Consider the following 20,162-nt stretch of genomic DNA (forward strand, 5'->3'; position numbering starts at 1 on the left):
CCCCGGTGGCGCGTCCGGCCCACCGTGCCGCCCCGGAGGTGCCCACCCGCACCGGCGCCATCCCGCTGGCCGAGGCCCACCAGCGGGCCGACGAGGCAGCACGCGGCGCGAACGGACGCCAGGAGGACCGCTCACTCGAGGTGCCCCGGATCTTCGACGAGGACGAGGAGCGCGGGGACGACCTGGACATCCCCGACTTCCTGCGCTGAGCGGACGTGCTCCGTCTGGGCGGGGCCCGGGTGCTGCTCACCGGCGCCGGGCCGGGGGAGGACCCCCTGAGGGAGAACCTGGGCCTGCACGTCGGTGACGACCCGGACCTCGTGCGCGCACGCAGGGCCGCCCTCGCCCACGACCTCGGTCGGCCCCTGGTGTGGATGCGGCAGACCCACTCCACGGAGGTCGTCGTGCTGCGGCGGCCCGACGGAGGGTCCCGCGACGGGAACACCCCCACGCGGGAGCAGGGGGACGTCCCGGCCGACGGTGTGGTGGTCGACGCGCGCGGCTGGTCCGACGCGCCGGGCGCGGCCGTCATGGTCGCCGATTGCCTGCCCGTGCTCCTCGCGGACGACTCCGGGCAGGTCGTGGCTGCCGTCCACGCGGGACGTGCCGGGCTCGAGGGGGGCATCCTCACGCGGGCCGTGTCGGTGATGGCCGAGCTCGTCGGTGGGCCCTCCACCCTCCACGCCCTCATCGGGCACTCCATCTGCGGGAGGTGCTACGAGGTCCCCGCGGAGATGCGTGAGCGCGTGTCCGCCGGTCACCCGGCGTCGTGGTCCACGACCTCCTGGGGGACACCTGCGCTGGACCTGCCCGCCGGGGCGGAGGAGGAACTGCTCGGCCTGGGCTGGCCGAGGTCCGCCGCGACGGCAGGTGCACCCGCGAGGACCGGTTGCTGCACTCGTACCGCCGTGACCCCCGCTGCGGCCGGGAGGCCGGCGTCGTGGTGCCCGGGTCGGAGGCGCCCGTGGAGGGGTGCCGGAACGGGGACGGACGGGTGCCTCACGACATGCCGGAGGAGTTCGGGCAGGCGTGCAGGGACCTGCACTAGCGTGTGCTCAGCGGACCCACAGGTGAGGAGAGGACGATGGCAGGATCGTTCGGCAGCAGGGCACGGAAGTTCATGGGGTGGTACACCCCTGAGGACGACGACCAGGATTTCGACGGGTTCGACGTGGCGGAGGAAGACATGCCCGAGATGACCGACCTCGCACCGGTGGAGGCCCCTGTCGTCACCCCGTTGCGTCGCGAGGGCGAGCCCCGCCGCGCACAGGCGGCGGACCTGACGCGCATCGTGACGGTGCACCCGGGTTCCTACAACGACGCCCTGCCCATCGGGGAGTCCTTCCGCCAGGGGATCCCCGTGATCATCAACCTCACGGAGATGTCCGACATGGAGGCGAGGCGGGTCATCGACTTCGCCGCCGGTCTGACCTTCGGCCTCCACGGCGTCATCGAGCGTGTGACGAACAGGGTGTTCCTTCTCTCACCGCGCACCGTCGAGGTGACCGGGGACGTCACGGGCTCGCGTCGCGGCGCCCTGTTCAACCAGGGCTGATCCGTGGTCGTGTTCACGGTGGTCGGCACCGTCCTGTACTACGCCGCCGGCCTCTACATGCTGGCGCTCCTCGCGCGCATGGTCCTGGACTGGGTGCGCTTCTTCTCGCCCCAGTGGCGGCCCTCAGGGTTGGTCCTGACCCTCGCGAACCTGTTCTACGCACTCACGGACCCACCACTGCGCTTCCTGCGCCGCTACATCCCGCCCCTGCGCCTGGGTCAGGGTTTCGCCCTGGACGTGGGGTTCATGGTGCTCTTCATCGCCGTCATCGTGCTCCAGCGACTGGCCATCCTCCTCATGTCAGTGGGGCGTTGAGGGGCACCGGAGGCGATCCGCGGGAGCATGCCGCACGGCGGTCGGACCGCTCCTGTGGCGGGGCTGTGGGGGAGATGTGTGACTCCTGTTGTCCAAGTGGCACACGAGTCAGTTATCATTCCAATAGCCTGTAGCCGGATCCCCCGGAGAATCCGGTGGTCCGGTGACGGCGGGTGGGGCCCGTTCCCATTCACCGATCGACGATCCAGATACCAAGAGGTGAGGAAATGGCGCTGCTCACGACCGAGGACGTCCTCAACAAGAAGTTCCAGTACGTGAAGTTCCGTGAGGGCTACGACCAGGTTGAGGTCGACGAATTCCTGGACGAGGTCGTCGCCACCATCTACGCACTCAACGTCGAGAACCAGGAACTCAAGGAGAAGCTCGAGGCCGCCGAGCGTCGCGTGTCCGAACTCTCCTCCGGTGCCCCCGTGCAGCAGGAGGAGGCCCCCGCGGCCCCCGAGCCGGAGCCCACGCCTGAGCGCGAACCCGAGCCGGAGCCCGCACCCCAGGCCGCACCGGAGCCCGTCGCCGCACCTGCGGCGGCTGCCCCCGTGGAGCCGGAGTCCGCGACCTCGATGCTCGCCCTCGCCCAGCGTGTGCACGACGAGTACGTGCGTGACGGGCGCGAGGAGTCCGAGCGGATCATCGCCGAGGCGCGGGCCAAGGGCGACGAGATCGTCGCCGACGCGCAGAAGCAGCACGAGACGATCCTGGCCCAGCTGGACCAGGAGCGCGGGCTGCTCGAGTCGAAGATCAACGAGCTGCGTGGCTTCGAGTCCGAGTACCGGGCCTCGATCCGCGGACACCTGGAGACCCTCCTCAAGGAGGTCAACCAGGGGGCCTCGAACTGATCGCGGTCCCATCCGACCACACCATCCGTGGCGGCGGCGCCTGGCGCCGTCGCCACGAGTGTGTCGGGAACATGACGAGTCGCGCCCCCGCGGCGTGGGCACGGAGGTTGCAGTGAGTGAAGTGGTCGACGCCGCCCCCCGCCGGAGCCGCAGCGTGGGTCTGCGGGTGTGCGTGGCCCTCGGGGTGGTCCTCGCGGCCGTCGCCCTCGACCAGGTCTCCAAGGCCTGGGCGCTGGCCACCCTCGAGACAGGCCGGGCCCGCCCCCTCATCGGGGACGTCCTGACACTGCAGCTCGTCCACAACTCCGGAGCGGCCTTCTCCCTGGGCGCGGGCGCGACCTGGGTCTTCACCGTCCTCGCCACCTGCGTGGTCGTCGCGATCATCTGGGTCCTCCCCCGCACCGAGCACATGCCCACCCTCGTGGCCCTGTGCCTGCTCGCGGGCGGGGCCATCGGCAACCTCATCGACCGGCTCGTCCAGCCGCCCTCGTTCGGCCAGGGTCACGTGGTCGACTTCATCAACTACGGTGGCCTCTTCGTGGGCAATGTCGCCGACATCTGGATCGTCGGCGCCGCGGTCTGGTTGGCGGTCATCTACGCCTTCGGCCTGCACGGCACCGGTTCCGACCCACTGGGGGACACCGCCCGGGCGGGGTCGGGGACCCTGCGCCCGACGCCGACGCCGACGCCGACGCACGAGGGCGACGACGAGGCCGAGGACACGCACCGGGCCGAGGACACGCAGGGCGCCGAGGTGCGCCGGGCCGACGTGCACGGGCCCGAGGACACGCACCGGGCCGACGAGACACACGAGGAGGGCCGTGGCTGAGTCCCGCATGCTGCCCGTCCCCGACGGACTGGTCGGGGAGAGGGTGGACGTCGCCCTGTCCCGGCTCCTGGGCCTGTCCCGGACACGCGCGGGGGAGCTGGCCACGGAGGGGCTCGTCCTCGTCGACGGGGAGGCGCGTGCGAAGTCCTCGCGTCTGCCGGAGGGCGGACTCATCGAGGTCGAGATCCCCGAGGACCGCCCCGCCCCGACCCCCGTCACCGGCATGCGGATCCTCTACGACGACGACGACGTCGTGGTGGTCGACAAGCCCGTGGGCGTGGCCGCGCACACCGGGCCGGGCTGGACCGGTCCGACGGTGCTCGGCAACCTGGAGGCGGCCGGCTACCGGATCTCCACCTCCGGACCACCCGAGCGCCAGGGCATCGTCCACCGCCTCGACGTCGGGACCTCCGGGGCGATGATGGTCGCCAAGTCGGAGTTGGCCTACTCCGTGATGAAGAGGGCGTTCCGGGAGCGCACGGTGCGCAAGATCTACCACGCGGTCGTCGCCGGGCACCCGGACCCGCCCTCGGGCACGATCGACGCCCCCATCGGCCGCCACCCCTCCCGTGAGTGGCGCATGGCGGTCATCGACGGCGGCAAGCGCGCGGTCACCCACTACGACACCCTGGAGCTCCTCCCCGGCGCCGCCCTGCTGTCGGTGCACCTGGAGACGGGGCGCACCCACCAGATCCGCGTCCACATGGCGGCCGTCAACCACCCCTGCGTGGGGGACGTCTTCTACGGTGCGGACCCCACCCAGGCCGAGCGCCTGGGCCTGGGACGCCAGTGGCTCCACGCGGTGGAACTCGGCTTCACCCACCCGCGCACCGGGATGCCCGTGACCGTGCGCTCGGAGTACCCCGAGGACCTCGCCTCCGCCCTCGAGCAGCTGCGGGCGGCAGGACGGTGACGGGCGCGGGGCCCGGCCGACCGTACCTGGGTGCCACCACCCCCGAGGGGGTGCGCGTGGTCGAGGCCGTCACGTCCGGCCTGCGCGCGCGGGAACTCCAGGTCCGCTGGGAGGTGTTCGTCCAGGAGCAGGGCGTGCCGATGGTCCTCGAGGTCGATGCCCGCGACTTCCGCGAGGACGTCGTCCATCTGGTCGCCCTCGACCGTGACGGGGGTGCGCTGGGTGTGGTGCGGGTGATCCCCGACGGGGGAGGGCGCCACCACCTCGGGCGTCTGGCGGTGCGACACGGGGCACGCGGACGGGGCATCGGGTCGGTCCTGGTGCGCGCCGTGCACGAGCTGGTGGAGGCCACGTCGACGCCCCCCGGCGTGGTGCCCGTGGTCGTCCTCGACGCACAGGTGCGCGCCATCGGGTTCTACGAGTCCCTGGGCTACGTGCGCGGACCGGGTGGGGTCTTCCTGGACGCCGGTATCGAACATGTCACGATGTCCAGAAGGCTCGACGGGGAGGCCCGCCACTAGGATCGGGGCATGGCCGCCCGTGACAGTTTCGTGCACCTCCACAACCACTCCGAGTACTCGATGCTGGACGGTGCCGCGAAGATCACGCCCATGGTGGAGGAGGCCGTCCGCCTGGGTCAGCCCGCCATCGGGATCACCGACCACGGCTACCTCTTCGGCGCCTACGAGTTCTACGCCGCCTGCCAGAAGGCCGGGATCAAGCCGATCATCGGCCTGGAGGCCTACGTCACGCCGGGCACCTCGCGTTTCGACCGCAAGAAGGTCCAGTGGGGCGAGGCCTGGCAGAAGCAGGACGACGTCTCCGCCTCCGGCTCCTACAACCACCTCACCCTGCTCGCCCATTCCACCCAGGGGATGCTCAACCTCTTCCGCCTGGGCTCCTACGCCTCCACGGAGGGCCAGTTCGGGAAGTGGCCGCGCGCCGACAAGGAGCTCCTGGAGCGTTACCACGAGGGGCTGATCGTCTTCACCGGGTGCCCCTCGGGGGCGGTGCAGACGCGCATGAGGCTCGGGCAGTGGGACGAGGCCGTCCAGGAGGCCTCCGACCTGCGTGACATCTTCGGCGCGGAGAACTTCTACGTCGAGGTCATGGACCACGGCATCGACTTCGAACGGCGCACGCAGAAGGACCTCCTGCGCCTGGCGAAGCTCATGGACGCCCCCCTGGTGGCCACCAATGACGCCCACTACGTGAAGAAGGGCGACCGCGACATCCAGGACGCCCTGCTGTGCATCAACTCCGGCTCCCGACTGGCCGACCAGGACCGCTTCCGCTTCGACGGTGACGACTACTACATCCGCTCCAGCGAGGACATGCGGCAGATCTGGGCCGAGCTGCCCCAGGCCTGCGACTCCACCCTGGACATCGCCGAGCGCTGCGAGGTCCACTTCACCACCACCGACGAGGGCGCCAACTACATGCCCGACTTCCCCGTGCCCCCGGGGGAGGACAAGACCTCCTGGTTCATCAAGGAGGTCGAGGCGGGGCTGGCCTACCGGTTCCCGGAGGGCGTCCCCGACGAGGTGCGCAAGCAGGCGGCCTACGAGGAGGACGTCATCGTCTCCATGGGCTTCCCCGGTTACTTCCTCACCGTGGCGGACTACATCAACTGGGCCAAGGAGCAGGGGATCCGCGTCGGCCCGGGGCGTGGGTCCGGGGCCGGGTCCATGGTCGCCTACGCGATGCGCATCACCGAGCTCAACCCGATGGAGCACGGGCTGATCTTCGAGCGCTTCCTCAACCCCGAGCGCGTCTCGATGCCCGACTTCGACGTCGACTTCGACGAGCGCAGGCGCGACGAAGTCATCGACTACGTCAAGCGCAAGTACGGCGAGGACCGTATCAGCCAGGTCGTCACCTTCGGGCGGATCAAGACCAAGCAGGCACTGAAGGACTCCGCGCGCATCCTCGGCAAGGATTTCAAGATGGGGGAGCAGCTGACCAAGGCGCTGCCGCCCTCGGTCATGGGCAAGGACATCTCCGTCAAGGGCATCTTCGACAAGGAGGACAAGCGCTGGGCGGAGGCGACGGAGTTCCGCAAGCTCTACGAGGACAACCCCGACACCCACGAGGTCGTCGACCTGGCGCGGGGCCTGGAGGGCCTGACCCGCCAGTGGGGCGTCCACGCCTGCGCGGTGATCATGTCCTCCCACACGCTCACCGACATCATCCCCATCATGAAGCGCCCCCAGGACGGCGCGATCATCACCCAGTTCGACTACCCGACCTGCGAGGGCCTGGGCCTGCTGAAGATGGACTTCCTGGGGCTGCGCAACCTCACCGTCATCTCCGACGCGCTGGACAACATCCACCTCAACGGCAAAGAGGTGCCCGACCTCGACCACCTGCCGCTGGACGACAGGGCCACCTACGAGCTGCTCTCCCGGGGTGACACGCTCGGCGTGTTCCAGCTGGACGGTGGCGGCATGCGCGACCTGCTCAGGCTCATGCGCCCCGACAACTTCGAGGACATCTCGGCCGTCGGCGCCCTGTACCGGCCCGGCCCGATGGGCGCCAACTCCCACACGAACTACGCCCTGCGCAAGAACGGGCGCCAGGAGATGACCCCGGTCCACCCCGAGCTGGCCGAGCCCCTCAAGGAGATCCTCGGGGGCACCTACGGCCTGATCGTGTACCAGGAGCAGGTCATGCAGATCGCCCAGAAGCTCGCGGGCTACTCCCTGGGTCAGGCTGACATGCTGCGTCGCGCCATGGGCAAGAAGAAGAAGTACATCCTGGACAAGGAGTTCGCGCCGTTCAGCGAGGGGATGCGGAAGAACGGCTACTCCCAGGAGTGCGTCCAGACCCTGTGGGACGTCCTGGTCCCCTTCTCCGACTACGCGTTCAACAAGGCCCACTCCGCGGCCTACGGCCTGGTCTCCTACTGGACCGCCTACCTCAAGGCGAACTTCCCCACTGAGTACATGGCGGCCCTGCTGACCTCCACCAAGGACAACAAGGACCGCCGTGCCCTCTACCTCGCGGAGTGCCGCCACATGGGCATCACCGTCCTGCCCCCCGACGTCAACTCCTCGATGGGGACCTTCGCCCCTGACGGGAAGGACATCCGCTTCGGCCTCTCCGCCATCCAGAACGTCGGCGCGAACGTCGTCGACGCGATCGTGCGCGCACGCGAGGAGAAGGGCCCGTCCACCTCCTTCCAGGAGTTCCTCGACAAGGTGCCCCAGGTGGTGTGCAACAAGCGCACCATCCAGTCCCTCATCAAGGCCGGTGCCTTCGACTCCATGGGCCGCACCCGCCGTGCGCTCCTGTCACGCAGTGACGAGGCCGTCGACGCCGTCACCGACGTCAAGCGCAACGAGGCCATCGGCCAGTTCGACCTCTTCGGGGGCCTGGGGGGCGACGAGGGCGGGTCCGCGAGCTTCGCCATCGAGATCCCCGAGCTGCCGGAGTTCGACCGCAAGCACAAGCTGGCGGAGGAGCGGGAGATGCTCGGCCTCTACGTCTCCGACCACCCCCTGCGCGGTGTGGAGAACGCACTCACCCGCTACCAGGACGTCGAGATCGCGCAGATCGTCGGCAACGAGGAACCGATGGCGGACCGGGTCGTGCGCATCGCCGGCCTCGTCTCCGCGGTGCAGACGAAGGTCACCAAGCAGGGCAACCCCTGGGCCATCGCGACGGTCGAGGACCTCACGGGGTCCGTGGAGGTCCTCTTCTTCCCGCGGTCCTACGAGACGATCCAGTCCTTCCTGGCCCCCGACATCATCGTCCAGGTGGAGGGCAAGGTGAACGTCCGCGACGACCAGACCAGCGTGTACGGGCAGTCGATGACGATCCTCGACCTCCGCGACGACGGCAGTTCCCCCCTGGACCTCATCCTGCCGGCCTCCCGGTGCACCCAGGGTCTGCTCACCGAGCTGCGCGACGTCCTGGAGTCCTTCCCCGGGGAGTCCCCGGTCCGCCTCCACCTGCGCCAACCCGGGCGCACCACGGTCGTCGAGCTGGACCCGAGGCTGCGCGTGTCCCAGTCGAGTGCCTTCTTCAGCCAGGTCAAGGCCGTCGTCGGTGTGCGCGGGGTGATGACACCGAAGTGAACCGGTCGGTGACGACCGGCCCTCGGACACGGAGACGCGGGGCATCAGTTAAAGGTAAGGTCAAGAACGTGACAACCTTTGACGGGTACGAGTCCCCCGCGGGGACGTACGACGAGATGTTCGACGGCGGTGCCGTGCGCCCCGCGTACCGCGAGCTCGCCGAGGCGCTCTCCGGCCTGTCCACCCAGGAGGTGCGCACGAGGGCGGACTACCTGTCCTCGACGTACCTCGACAGGGGCATCACCTTCGCCGTGGGCGGGAACGAACGTCCCTTCCCCCTCGACATCGTCCCGCGCATCATCGAGGCGGAGCGGTGGAGGGGGGTCGAGGCCGGACTCGTCCAGCGGGTGCGCGCCCTGGAGGCCTTCCTCGACGACGTCTACGGTCAGGGCAGGATCTTCGACGAGGGGATCATCCCCCGCAGGGTGGTCACCACCTCCCCCCATTTCCACCGTGTGGTCCACGGCTTCCGCCCACCGGGGGGCGTCCGCATCCACGTGTGCGGGACGGACCTCGTCCGCGACGCTGAGGGCACCTTCCGTGTCCTGGAGGACAACGTCCGCATCCCCTCCGGCGTCTCCTACGTGATGACGAACCGTGCGGTCATGGGGGTGGCCCTGCCGGAGGCGGTGGCCAGCTACAGGATCTCCCCGGTGCACGGGTACCCGCGCATGCTGCTCTCGGCCCTCGAGCACTGTGCCCCCGACGGGGTGGCGGACCCGACGGTCGTGGTCCTCACCCCGGGCGTGCACAACTCCGCCTACTTCGAGCACGCACTCCTGGCACGCCTCATGGGAGTCGAGCTGGTGGAGGGGCGCGACCTCGTGTGCCGCGACGGCCACGTCTGGACCCACACCACGACGGGTCTGGCCCCGGTCCACGTCATCTACCGACGCGTCGACGACGACTTCCTCGACCCGGTCCACTTCCGGGGTGACTCCCTGCTCGGGTGCGCGGGCCTGGTCAACGCCGCGCGGGCGGGCAACGTGACCATCGCCAACGCGATCGGGAACGGGGTGGCCGACGACAAGCTCGTGTACACCTACGTCCCCGACTTCATCCGCTACTACCTGGGCGAGGAGCCCCTGATCCCCGGGGTGGACACCTGGAGGTTGGAGGAGCCGGAGAGCCGGAAGCTGGTCCTGGACCGCCTCACCGAGATGGTCGTCAAGCCGGTCGACGGGTCGGGCGGCAAGGGGATCGTCATCGGTTCCCAGGCGAGCCGCGAGGAGCTGGAGGCCCTGCGCCGGCACATCATCGCCTCGCCACGCGGGTGGATCGCCCAGCCGATCATCCAGCTGTCCACCGTGCCGACGCTGGTGGGGGACCACATGGCGCCGCGCCACGTGGACCTGCGCCCCTTCATCGTCAACGACGGGAACCAACCCCGTGTCCTGGCCGGCGGGCTCACACGCGTCGCCCTGCCGGAGGGCAAGCTGGTCGTCAACTCCTCCCAGGGCGGTGGATCGAAGGACACCTGGGTCCTGGCGGACCCCGATGCGCGCGTCGAGTTCTCCACGGTGCTGTCCTTGGCCACGCCCAAGGGTGCCGCGCGGGAGTGCGCCGGGGCCCAGGAGGAGGTGGAGGTGCCCCTCGAGGTGCCAGCGCTCCTCGAGGAGGGCCGTCAGCAGCAGCAACAGCAGCAGCAACAGGCACCTGCCGGGCCCTCGGTGGTGACGCCTCCGCACGCGGACCCGGCCCCGCTCGCCGGCAGCCCCGGGTGCGCGGCCCCGGTCCGGCCCGCGGAGAACCCCGTGCGCCCGGAGAACTCCTCCTCCGCACGCCCGGCGTCGCCCTCGTCCGCACGCCCGGCGTCGCCCTCGTCCGCACGCCCGGCGTCGCCCTCGTCCGCACGCCCGGCGTCGCCCTCGTCCCCCTGTCCTGCCTCGACCGAACGGAGAGGAGGCCGCCATGCTCAGTCGCATCGCTGAATCGCTGTTCTGGATCGGTCGCTACCTGGAGCGCACCGAGGACACGGCACGCATGCTCAAGGTCCACCTGCGCCTCCTCATCGAGGACCCGCTCGCCGACGAGGGGCAGTCCTCCGCCGCCCTGCTCTCGGTCATGGGGATCCCCGTGGAGGACGCGGACACCTCCGACGTCCTCCGCCTGCTGTGCCACGACCCGACATCGACCAGCTCCATCGTCTCCTCCATCGACGCCGCCCGGGAGGCCGCCCACCGCGCCAGGGAGACCTTCCCCGACGACCAGTGGGAGATCCTCAACCGGTGGTGGCGGGCCACCCGCTCCGGCTCCCTGGAGCGCGGCCGGCCCACCGACGTCATGACCGACATCACCAACAGGTGCGCCATGATCTCGGGGATGATGCACTCCCAGCTGTTGCGGGACGAGGGGTGGTGGTTCCTGATCATGGGACGCAACCTCGAGCGGGTGGACATGACGGCGCGCGTCATCCGCCTCGCCGCGCTGCGTCCCTCCTCCACGGCGTGGTCGGACGCCTTGAGCGCCTGTGCGGGCCAGCACGCCTACATCCGCAGCCGCGGTGCCGCCTCCACCGACCTCGACATCGCGCGCTTCCTCCTCCTCGACGAGTCCTTCCCACGCTCCCTCCTCTTCAGCCTCGATGCGGTGGCGCGGGCACTGGACACCATCGACCGGTCGGACCCCGTGCGCGGGCACGTCTCCGAGGCCACCCGCCTGGTGGGACAGACACGGTCCCGGCTGCTCTACCGGGCACCGGAGGAGACGATGGAGGACCTGCCGATGCGCATGGCCGGTCTGGGCAGCACCTGTGCGGAGGTCAGCAGGTGCGTCCAGGAGCGCTTCTTCGAGGGGACCTCCGCGATCCAGTGGACAGGGGACCGGCCGTGAGCAGGATCCGCATCGTGCACCACACGGGCTACACCTATGACGAGCCGGCGCTCGCCTCCTTCAACGAGGCCCGCATGGTCCCGTGCACCGACGCCGACCAGCGGCTGCTGGAGCACCGTCTGGAGATCTCACCGAAGTCCTGGACCCAGGAGTACATCGACTACTGGGGCACCAGCGTCGTCGCGTTCGAGCTCCACCAGCCCCACACGCGTCTGGACGTCACCTCCTCCTCGACCGTGGAGGTGTCCCGCCTGGGCCTGGGGGGACTCGGGATGACCTGGGAGGACATCACCTCCCCCGTGGTCGAGGACCGCTTCGCGGAGTTCCTCAGCATCTCCCCGCGCGTGGACCCCGGGCCGGAGCTGCGCGACGCGCTGTCGGGGTTGCTGCTGGAGTCCCGGGGTCCCGGTGACTTCGCCCCGCGGGTGGGGGCCTTCATCCACGACCGGGTCGGTTACGTCTCCGGGTCCACCACCGTCCACACGAGGGCGGCCGAGGCGTGGGCCACCCGCCAGGGTGTCTGCCAGGACCTCGCGCACCTGATGATCGGTGCGCTGCGGGTCGCACACGTGCCCGCCCGGTACGTGTCCGGCTACATCATGCCCGACGGCAAGGCGGAGGTCGGGCAGACCCTCGCCGGGGAGTCCCACGCCTGGGTCGAGTACTGGGACGGCAGGTGGTTGGGCTACGACCCGACCAACGCCGTCGAACCCGGGGACATGCACGTGCGCGTCGGGTCGGCTCCCGACTACGCGGGCATCGCGCCGCTGCGCGGCATCTTCAGCGGCGGTCCTGGGTCCGAGCTCTTCGTGAGGGTGGAGGTCACCCTGCTGGGCTGAGTCCCGGTCCGTGGGTGGTCCGGGTGGGACGTGACGGGACGGCTGGTCCTGACACGGTTGCTGTGCGAACTTGCCGTTTCGTCGGTGTCCGGGTGCGCGAACTTGCCGTTTCGTCAGTGTCCTGGTCTGCCGAGTTTCAGCTGCAGGCCTGTGACGTGCGGAAACGCTGGCGGGGTGCGTGAGGCGCCCGACTGCGGCTCGACGAGACGGCAAGTTCTGACACGGTTGGTGCGCGAACTTGCCGTTTCGTCAGAGTCCTGGTCTGCCGAGTTTCAGGTGCAGGCCTGTGACGTGCGGAAACGCTGGCGGGGTGCGTGAGGCGCCCGGCTGTGGCTCGACGAGACGGCAAGTTCTGACACGAAGCGTGTGCGAACTTGCCGTCTGGTCGTTCCTGAGGCTGTCCGCCTCAGTCGGGCAGGACCTCGACCCGAGCGGCGTCGCGTCCCACGGGGGATTCGACCTCCACGAGGTCACCGTCCTCCAGGTGGTGTCCGCGCCGCAGTTCCGGGGACCCGTTGACGCTGACGTCGCCGCCGGTCACGAGCTCACGGGCGAGGGCCCCGTCCTCAGCCAGGCCCGCCAGCTTGAGGAACTGTCCCAGCCTGATGCTTCCCCGGACCTGCACCGTCCTCGTCGAGTCCATCGTGTCCGCCCTCCGCATGCCGTTGCCACAGGACGATGACCGCCCAGGCGACCAGTATCCCAGCCACGTCGGCGGCCGCGTCACGCGGGTCGCCGGATCGCCCCGGAATCCACGCCCACTGGATGAGTTCGGAGAGCGGGGCGTGGACCAGCGGCAGCCCCACTGCGACCCACCCGGGCAGTCCGGCCCACAATCCGACGGCCGTGACGAGCCCGAAGGAGGAGAAGTGGACGAGGCGGTCGAACCCGACCTCGTCGGGAGCGGTCGGTCCGGGCCAGGGACGGGTGACGTCCCACAGGGGCGCGAGGAAACCCGGTCCGTCCCCGACGTCGGGGGTGTAGAGGATCCAGCACTGCACGGCCAGGAGCACCACCCACACGACGACACGGCCCCTGCGCATGGGCACAGTGTGCCACCCGCGCAGGGGCCCCGTCCGGGATCGACTCGCCGGCCGAGCGCCCCGGAGTCGTGCCCGGATCACCGCCCTTGGATCACCGCCGCCGGATCGACTCACCGGATCACCGCCGCCGGATCACCGCCGTCGGATCACCACCGCGTGATCACCGCTCCGGGGCCCCGTCCGGGAACCGCCACCGGAACCGTCCAGACCACGACCCGGACCGGAGGACGCCCGCCCCCGGTCTCAGGACGCCGAGGCCTTCGCGATCTCCTCGATGGAGTGGCTCAGGGTCGCCGTGAACTCCTCGTCGCTCTGCTGGGCGGAGAGGCCCTCGAGCAGGGCACGGGAGAAGGAGGCGATGAGCCCGGGGTTGCGGGCCAGCCGTTCGCACGCCTCGTCGCGTGAGAAACCACCCGACAGCGCCACCACGCGGATGACGCGCGGATCGGCGATGAGGTCGGTGTAGAACCCGTCCCTCTCCGGGATCGTCAACTTGAGCATCACGCGCTGGCCCTCGTCGAGTTCGTCGAGGCAGGCGTTGATCTCCGTCAGCAGCAGGGTCTCGGCCACCTCGCGGTCGACGGTGTGGATGTCGACCTCGGGCTCGATGATCGGGACCAGGCCGTGGGACAGCACCTGGTGGGCGATGTCGAACTGCTGGCGCACCACGGAGCGGACCCCCGAGGCGCGGGCCTCCAGGACGACCGAACGCTCCTTCGTGCCGAAGACACCCTTCTCCACGCCCTTGTCCAGGAGGGCGTCCAGGTCGGGGATCGGCTTCATGACGCGGGCACCCTGGGACTCGTCGGCGAGGCCCTTGTCGATCTTGAGGAAGGGCACGATGCCCTTGCGCTCCCACAGGTAGGTCGCGGTCGGCACGTCCTCGATGTCGCGGTCCATCGTCATCTCGAACAGGATGGCCGCCAGGATGTGCTCCGAGGTGAAGGCCGGGTCCGTGATGACACGTGTGCGCATCTGGTGGACGAGGTCGAACATCTCCGCCTCGGAGTGCCAGGAGTCCTTGGCGATGCCGTAGCCGGCGAGCGCCTTCGGTGTGGAACCACCCGACTGGTCGAGTGCGGCGATGAAGCCGGCACCCGTCTCCATACGGGTCAGCTGTTCGTCATTCACTGTGAACTCCCTCCGTGCTCCATCGACGCTGTGTGCGCCGTCACATCCAGTGTAGGAGCACAACGCGCGATCCGGACGGGATCTGCTGCAATGTGACATCCACGCTGTCCGTGTCTCGGCCGCGTCCGCCCCGGCCGGCCCCGACTCCCTAGGCTGGGAGCATGAGACGTATCGACCTGAGGGGCACCAGGCCCACGGCCGCCGACCTGCGCAGGGTCCTCCCGCGCGCGGCACTGGACACCGGCGCCGCCACCGAGGTGGTCCGCCCGATCATCGACCGGGTCCGCGACGAGGGCGCCCCCGCCCTCTACGACCTCGCCGAGCGTTTCGACCATGTGCGCCCGACCTCCCTGCGGGTCCCCGCCGAGGCCATCGGCCGCGCCCTCGACGAGCTCGATCCCGAGGTCCGCCACGCCCTGGAACTCTCGATCGCCCACAACAGGCAGGGCCACCTCCAACAGGTCCCCGCCCCCGCCACCGTCGAGGTCGTCCCCGGCGGGACCGTCTCCCAGCGCTGGGTGCCGGTGCGCCGCGTGGGCCTCTACGTGCCCGGCGGGCTGGCGGTCTACCCCTCCTCCGTCGTCATGAACGTCGTGCCGGCACAGGTCGCCGACGTGGAGTCCATCGCGCTGGCCTCTCCGCCCCAGGCTGCCTTCGGGGGCCTGCCGCACCCCACGATCCTCGCCGCGTGCGCACTGCTCGGGATCGAGGAGGTCTGGGCCATGGGGGGCGCGCAGGCCATCGCCGCGCTCGCCTGGGGGTTCGAGGACGGGGACGAGGGCGGCTCCTGCGAGCCGGTGGACGTCGTGACCGGACCGGGCAACATCTACGTGGCGGCCGCCAAGCGCCTCGTGCGCGGTGTGGTGGGCATCGACGCGGAGGCGGGGACCACGGAGATCGCCGTCCTCGCCGATGACTCCGCCGACGCCGACCTCGTCGCCGCGGACCTCATCAGCCAGGCCGAGCACGACCCGGCCGCGGCCTCCGTCCTGGTCACGGACTCCGTCGGGCTGGCCGACGCCGTGGAGGCGGTGCTGCCCGTCCAGGTGCGGGCCACCGAGCACACGGAGCGGATCTTCGAGGCGCTGTCGGGCCCCCAGTCCGGCGTCGTCCTCGTCGACGACCTGGAGGACGCGCTGCGGGTGGTGGACGCCTACGCCGCCGAGCACCTGGAGGTCCAGACCCGCGACGCCGCCGCCGTGGCGGCGCGGGTGCACAACGCGGGCGCGGTCTTCGTCGGCCCGTGGACCCCGGTCCCCCTGGGCGACTACATGGCCGGCTCCAACCACGTGCTCCCCACCGGCGGCACCGCACGCTTCTCCTCGGGTCTCAACGTGCTGCAGTTCCTGCGCTCCCAACAGGTGGTGGAGTACAGCGACATCGCGCTGGCCTCCGTGGCCGACCCCCTCGACGCCCTCGCGCGTGCGGAGGACCTGCCGGCCCACGGGGCCTCCGTGCTCCTGCGGCAGGGGATGGGCACCGCGGCGGGAGCCACCGCGCCCGCGCCCGCACCGGACGGGGTGCGCCCATGAGCCTCCCCACCCGCCGCGACACCGAAGGGGTCGCGCCCCTGCTCCCCGTGCGCACCGACCTCGCCGGGCTGGAACCCTACGGGGCGCCGCAGCTCGACGTTCCCGTGCGCCTCAACGTCAACGAGAACCCGTTCCCGCCCTCGCGCGCCGTGGTGGAGGACATCGCGGCCTCCGTCGGGCGTGCGGCGGCAGGTCTGAACCGCTACCCCGACCGTGACTTCCCGGAGCTGCGCGCCGCACTGGCCGACTACCTGGCGGTGGAGTCCCACGTGCGCGTGGACCCGGGGCTCGTGTGGGCCGCCAACGGCTCCAACGAGGTCATGGTGCAGATCCTCCAGGCCTTCGGTGGTTGTGGCCGGACCGTCGTGTCCTTCGCACCCACCTACTCCATGTACCACGAGTACGCCCGCGACACCTGCACCCGGTGGGTCCAGGGGGAGCGCGGGGACGGCTTCCGCCTCGACCTGGACGAGGTCGGGCGCGTGCTGGAGCGGGAGCACCCCTCGGTGCTGCTGCTCGCCAGCCCCAACAACCCGACCGGCACCGCGCTCGACCCCGACTCCGCGCGACGCGTCCTCGACCTGACCCGTGCCTCCGGGCCGGAGGTCGGGGGCGGGCGCGCCGCCACCCTCGTCGTCATCGACGAGGCCTACGGGGAGTTCCGCCGTGACGGCGTACCCTCCGCCCTGGAGATGCTCGCCGACAACACGCACCTGGTCGTCTCGCGCACCATGTCGAAGGCCTTCGGCATGGCGGGGTTGCGCCTGGGCTACATGGCGGCGGCACGCGAGGTCATCGACGCCGTCATGCTGGTGCGTCTGCCCTACCACCTCTCCGCCGTCACCCAGGCGGCGGCACTGGCCGCGCTGCGCCACCGCGAGGAACTCATGGCGCAGATCGCGGGGCTGCGCGTCGAGCGTGACGCGCTGGCCGCCTGGCTGCGCGAGCAGGGCTACACGGTGGCCGACTCGGACGCGAACTTCGTGCTCTTCGGGACCTTCCCGGACCGCGGGGCCGTGTTCCGTGCTTTGCTGGACCGCGGGGTGCTGATCCGCGTCGTCGGCCCGGAGGGCTGGCTGCGCGTGTCGGTGGGGACACCCGAGGAGACCGAGGCCTTCAGGGCCGCACTGACGGAGGTAACGGCATGAGTGGGACCAGGACCGCGACGATCGACCGGGTGACCTCGGAGTCGAGCGTGCACGTGGAGATGGACCTCGACGGGACGGGACGCACCGAGATCTCGACGACCGTCCCCTTCTACGACCACATGCTCACCGCACTCGGCAAGCACTCCCTCATCGACCTGGTCGTCCAGGCCAGCGGGGACACCGACATCGACGTCCACCACACGGTGGAGGACACCGCGATCTGCCTGGGGCTCGGACTCAAGGAGGCGCTCGGCGACAAGCGCGGCATCCGCCGCTTCGCCGACGCGACCGTGCCCCTGGACGAGGCCCTCGCCCGCGCCGTGGTGGACGTGGCCGGCAGGCCCTACATCGTCCACGAGGGCGAACCCGCCGGACAGGAGTACCACCTCATCGGTGGGCACTTCACCGGGTCCATGACACGCCACGTGTTCGAGTCGCTCGTGTTCAACTCCGGGATCTGCCTGCACATGACCGTCCTGCACGGGCGCGACCCCCACCACATCGTGGAGGCCCAGTTCAAGGCGCTGGCACGCGCGCTGCGCTTCGCGGTGGAGCCGGACCCCCGGGTGACGGGGATCCCCTCGACCAAGGGCGCGCTGTAGCATTGACCGTCGCGCGGCTGGTCCGCGCGAGGTGGGTCGCGGGTCCCGCCCTCGTGAATGACGGTGGGGCACTGCGGAGGACGCGGGAGGAGCAGGTGTGAGCGGCGAAGCCGACGACATCGATGCGGAGTTCGAGGACATCGTCTCCCACTTCGCGAGCTCGACCCCCGAGCACGCCGGGGGACAGGACGACGGGCCGGCACCCGCCGACTCCGAGGAGGACCTCGACACCCCCGTCGACGAGTCCCTCCACCTCGAGGACGGCCACCTCTCCGTGGCGCTCGTCCTCGCGCCCCTGCCCTCCCCGGGTGCCCTCCACAGCCTCCTGGCCCTCGCGGGGCTGAAGGAGGCCGTCGTCCGGCTGCGGCCCTGGACCGCGGTGTGGCTGCGGGTGGAGACGACCCCGAGCCCCGAGGACGAGCTCGCCTCACTGCTGGGCGGGGCACGTGACATGCCAGCACCCGTGGACAAGGTGGCGCGTGTGGTCTCCAGGCTCTCGAAGTTCGGGGCGGTGGCCGTCATGTCCTGGCTGGTCGAGGGCGAGGGCGTCGAACCCGGCGTCTCCGGTCAGATCACCGCGCGGCGCTACGTCCACGGCGAACCCGAGGAGGACATCCCCGCCGGCGTCCTGCTGGGCTCCATGCCCCCTGCCACCGAGGACCTGCTGCTGGGGCGGACGACACCCTCCGACTATGACGACTCGGTGGCCCCCGACGGCACCGTCCAGCGCAAACCCGGCCCCTTCGGTTGGTTCAGGAGCAAGTGACCATGACCGCCCCACGCGTCGTCGTCCTGGACTACGGGTCCGGGAACGTCCGCTCCGCCTCCCGCGCCCTGGAGCGTGCGGGGGCCGAGGTCTCCCTGACCGCCGACCCCGACGGGGTCCTGGCTGCGGACGGTCTGGTGGTGCCCGGTGTGGGCGCCTTCGCCGCCGTCATGGACCAGCTGCGCGCCGTGGGTGCACCCGGGCTCATCGACCGGCGTCTGGCCGGTGGGCGACCCGTCCTCGGCATCTGCGTCGGACTGCAGGTGATGTTCGAGCAGTCCGTGGAGAAGGGGACCCACGAGGGCCTGGGCCAGTGGCGCGGCACCGTGGAACGCCTGGACGCCCCGGTCGTGCCGCACATGGGCTGGTCGGAGGTGCACCCGCCCGCCGGGTCGGACCTGTTCCGGGGCGTGGAGGACCAGCGCTTCTACTTCGTGCACTCCTACGGGGTGCTCACCGACCCCGCCGAGGGGATGGGTGGGGGACCCGTCGCCCCGCCGCGCACCACCTGGGCCGAGCACGGATCCCGCTTCGTCGCAGCCGTCGAGGACGGCCCACTGAGTGCGACCCAGTTCCACCCCGAGAAGTCCGGGGAGGCGGGGTCGCAGCTGCTGCGCAACTGGTTGGGCACCCTCGGCTGACCGGTCACCCGTCCCGGTGTGCCCCCACCGTTGCCACTGCCCTCACCCCTCATGCCTCGTCCACCCCTTCCGCAACCCTCGTTCCCCCCACCTCGCACCCGCCACCCCGCCCCGTGCCTGCCAACCACCCCCGTGACCACCGTCCCGCCCACGCCGAACCTGCCCTCCCCCTCGCACCGCCCGTCACCCGGGCGAGCTGACGCGGACCCCATCGAAAGGACACACCCCATGACCGACCCCCTGATCCTGCTCCCCGCCGTCGACGTGGTCGACGGGAAGGCGGTGCGCCTGACACAGGGGGAGGCGGGGACCGAGACCTCCTACGGGTCGCCCCTGGAGGCCGCGCGCACCTTCGTCGACGCGGGGGCCCAGTGGCTCCACCTGGTGGACCTGGACGCCGCGTTCGGACGCGGCTCCAATGCCGAGCTGCTCGCCGGCATCGTCGACGAACTCCCCATCGACGTGGAACTCTCCGGTGGCATCCGCGACGACCAGTCCCTGCGTCGCGCCCTCGCGGCGGGCGCCCGACGCGTGAACCTCGGCACCGCCGCCCTGGAGGACCCCGAGTGGACCGCGCAGGCGATCGCCGAGTTCGGGGACCGGGTGGCCGTCGGCCTGGACGTGCGTGGGGAGACGCTGTCCGCCCGCGGTTGGACCCGGGACGGGGGGAACCTCTGGGAGGTCATGGAACGACTCGACGAGGCCGGGTGCCGCCGCTACGTCGTCACCGACGTCGCGCGTGACGGGATGCTCTCGGGACCCAACCTCGACCTGCTCAGCCGCGTGTGCCACGCGACGGACGCCGCCGTCGTGGCCTCCGGTGGGGTCTCCTCCCTGGCCGACATCGCCGCCCTGCGTGACCTCGTGGACGAGGGCGTCGAGGGTGCGATCGTCGGCAAGGCGCTGTACGCAGGAGCCTTCACCCTCGAGGAGGCACTGGCCGTCGCCCGCGGGGGAGCCGACTCGTGAGCGGGACCCGTCAGGTGCCGGACGGGGGCGCTCGGCCCGGGCAGGAGGATGTCGCCGGGCAGGTGCCGGACGACGGCGCACACCCCGGCGAGAGGGACGGCGTGGGGCAGGCAC

Annotated in this window: 20 protein-coding genes and 1 pseudogene; 18 read left to right on the forward strand and 3 right to left on the reverse strand. The window is 70.8% G+C overall.

The window, feature by feature from the left end; genetic code table 11:
* The 12 genes and pseudogenes from TA90_RS01525 to TA90_RS01580 all read left to right on the forward strand — a co-directional run.
* A pseudogene (locus TA90_RS01525) lies at nucleotides 1-209 on the forward strand (cell division protein FtsZ); the annotation flags it as partial.
* A gap of 111 nt (nucleotides 210-320) precedes the next feature.
* Nucleotides 321-1,199, forward strand: coding sequence for a laccase domain-containing protein (locus TA90_RS01530; RefSeq protein WP_331394248.1), 879 nt, complete (start codon nucleotides 321-323; stop codon nucleotides 1,197-1,199).
* Entirely contained in the window at nucleotides 1,085-1,555 is a 471-nt protein-coding gene (locus TA90_RS01535; RefSeq protein WP_043534263.1) for a cell division protein SepF, read from the forward strand. The genes TA90_RS01530 and TA90_RS01535 overlap by 115 nt, the downstream gene beginning before the upstream one ends.
* Before the next feature lie 3 nt (nucleotides 1,556-1,558).
* Nucleotides 1,559-1,870 (forward strand): YggT family protein, encoded by a 312-nt coding sequence (locus TA90_RS01540; RefSeq protein WP_074015222.1) that lies wholly within the window; start codon nucleotides 1,559-1,561, stop codon nucleotides 1,868-1,870.
* Between the two features lie 227 nt (nucleotides 1,871-2,097).
* Nucleotides 2,098-2,724 (forward strand): DivIVA domain-containing protein, encoded by a 627-nt coding sequence (locus tag TA90_RS01545; protein WP_043534264.1) that lies wholly within the window; start codon nucleotides 2,098-2,100, stop codon nucleotides 2,722-2,724.
* Nucleotides 2,725-2,836: 112 nt separating this feature from the next.
* On the forward strand, nucleotides 2,837-3,553 hold the full coding sequence (gene lspA, locus TA90_RS13585; RefSeq protein ID WP_231550626.1) for a signal peptidase II: 717 nt from the start codon (nucleotides 2,837-2,839) through the stop codon (nucleotides 3,551-3,553).
* 7 nt (nucleotides 3,554-3,560) lie between these two features.
* Nucleotides 3,561-4,466 (forward strand): RluA family pseudouridine synthase, encoded by a 906-nt coding sequence (locus TA90_RS01555; protein WP_043534276.1) that lies wholly within the window; start codon nucleotides 3,561-3,563, stop codon nucleotides 4,464-4,466.
* A gap of 56 nt (nucleotides 4,467-4,522) precedes the next feature.
* Nucleotides 4,523-4,987 (forward strand): GNAT family N-acetyltransferase, encoded by a 465-nt coding sequence (locus TA90_RS01560; RefSeq protein ID WP_043534277.1) that lies wholly within the window; start codon nucleotides 4,523-4,525, stop codon nucleotides 4,985-4,987.
* Nucleotides 4,988-4,996: 9 nt separating this feature from the next.
* Entirely contained in the window at nucleotides 4,997-8,545 is a 3,549-nt protein-coding gene (gene dnaE, locus TA90_RS01565; RefSeq protein ID WP_043534265.1) for a DNA polymerase III subunit alpha, read from the forward strand.
* 68 nt (nucleotides 8,546-8,613) lie between these two features.
* Entirely contained in the window at nucleotides 8,614-10,476 is a 1,863-nt protein-coding gene (locus TA90_RS01570; RefSeq protein WP_222704586.1) for a circularly permuted type 2 ATP-grasp protein, read from the forward strand.
* Complete coding sequence (locus tag TA90_RS01575) at nucleotides 10,457-11,377, forward strand: alpha-E domain-containing protein (protein ID WP_043534266.1); 921 nt, start codon at nucleotides 10,457-10,459, stop codon at nucleotides 11,375-11,377. The genes TA90_RS01570 and TA90_RS01575 overlap by 20 nt, the downstream gene beginning before the upstream one ends.
* Nucleotides 11,374-12,216: a transglutaminase family protein gene (locus TA90_RS01580; RefSeq protein WP_052450366.1), complete on the forward strand. Its 843-nt coding sequence runs from the start codon at nucleotides 11,374-11,376 to the stop codon at nucleotides 12,214-12,216. Before TA90_RS01575 ends, TA90_RS01580 begins: the two co-directional genes overlap by 4 nt.
* 406 nt (nucleotides 12,217-12,622) lie before the next feature.
* Here the strand turns inward: TA90_RS01580 and TA90_RS01585 are convergent, their stop codons facing one another.
* The 3 genes from TA90_RS01585 to TA90_RS01595 form a co-directional block, all read right to left on the reverse strand.
* Nucleotides 12,623-12,859, reverse strand: coding sequence for an RNA-binding S4 domain-containing protein (locus TA90_RS01585; RefSeq protein ID WP_043534267.1), 237 nt, complete (start codon nucleotides 12,857-12,859; stop codon nucleotides 12,623-12,625).
* Complete coding sequence (locus TA90_RS13000) at nucleotides 12,783-13,259, reverse strand: VanZ family protein (protein ID WP_052450363.1); 477 nt, start codon at nucleotides 13,257-13,259, stop codon at nucleotides 12,783-12,785. The genes TA90_RS01585 and TA90_RS13000 overlap by 77 nt, the downstream gene beginning before the upstream one ends.
* Before the next feature lie 243 nt (nucleotides 13,260-13,502).
* A complete protein-coding gene (locus TA90_RS01595; protein WP_043534268.1) occupies nucleotides 13,503-14,390 on the reverse strand; it encodes a fructose bisphosphate aldolase in 888 nt (295 codons plus the stop codon).
* Nucleotides 14,391-14,551: 161 nt separating this feature from the next.
* On the opposite strand from TA90_RS01595, the gene hisD reads away from it, so the two are divergent.
* The 6 genes from hisD (at nucleotide 14,552) to priA (ending at nucleotide 20,048) form a co-directional block, all read left to right on the forward strand.
* Nucleotides 14,552-15,922 (forward strand): histidinol dehydrogenase, encoded by a 1,371-nt coding sequence (gene hisD, locus TA90_RS01600; RefSeq protein WP_052450364.1) that lies wholly within the window; start codon nucleotides 14,552-14,554, stop codon nucleotides 15,920-15,922.
* Nucleotides 15,919-17,070: a histidinol-phosphate transaminase gene (locus tag TA90_RS01605; protein ID WP_043534269.1), complete on the forward strand. Its 1,152-nt coding sequence runs from the start codon at nucleotides 15,919-15,921 to the stop codon at nucleotides 17,068-17,070. The genes hisD and TA90_RS01605 overlap by 4 nt, the downstream gene beginning before the upstream one ends.
* Nucleotides 17,067-17,672, forward strand: a complete 606-nt coding sequence (gene hisB / locus TA90_RS01610; RefSeq protein ID WP_043534270.1) for an imidazoleglycerol-phosphate dehydratase HisB — start codon at nucleotides 17,067-17,069, stop codon at nucleotides 17,670-17,672. Before TA90_RS01605 ends, hisB begins: the two co-directional genes overlap by 4 nt.
* Nucleotides 17,673-17,769: 97 nt before the next feature.
* Nucleotides 17,770-18,438, forward strand: a complete 669-nt coding sequence (locus TA90_RS01615; protein WP_043534271.1) for a hypothetical protein — start codon at nucleotides 17,770-17,772, stop codon at nucleotides 18,436-18,438.
* A gap of 2 nt (nucleotides 18,439-18,440) precedes the next feature.
* Nucleotides 18,441-19,079, forward strand: coding sequence for an imidazole glycerol phosphate synthase subunit HisH (gene hisH / locus TA90_RS01620; protein WP_043534272.1), 639 nt, complete (start codon nucleotides 18,441-18,443; stop codon nucleotides 19,077-19,079).
* 228 nt (nucleotides 19,080-19,307) lie between these two features.
* On the forward strand, nucleotides 19,308-20,048 hold the full coding sequence (gene priA / locus TA90_RS01625) for a bifunctional 1-(5-phosphoribosyl)-5-((5-phosphoribosylamino)methylideneamino)imidazole-4-carboxamide isomerase/phosphoribosylanthranilate isomerase PriA (RefSeq protein ID WP_043534273.1): 741 nt from the start codon (nucleotides 19,308-19,310) through the stop codon (nucleotides 20,046-20,048).
* Nucleotides 20,049-20,162: the final 114 nt, after the last annotated feature.

This window comes from Actinomyces polynesiensis (assembly GCF_000820725.1).
Lineage (GTDB): Bacteria > Actinomycetota > Actinomycetes > Actinomycetales > Actinomycetaceae > Pauljensenia > Pauljensenia polynesiensis.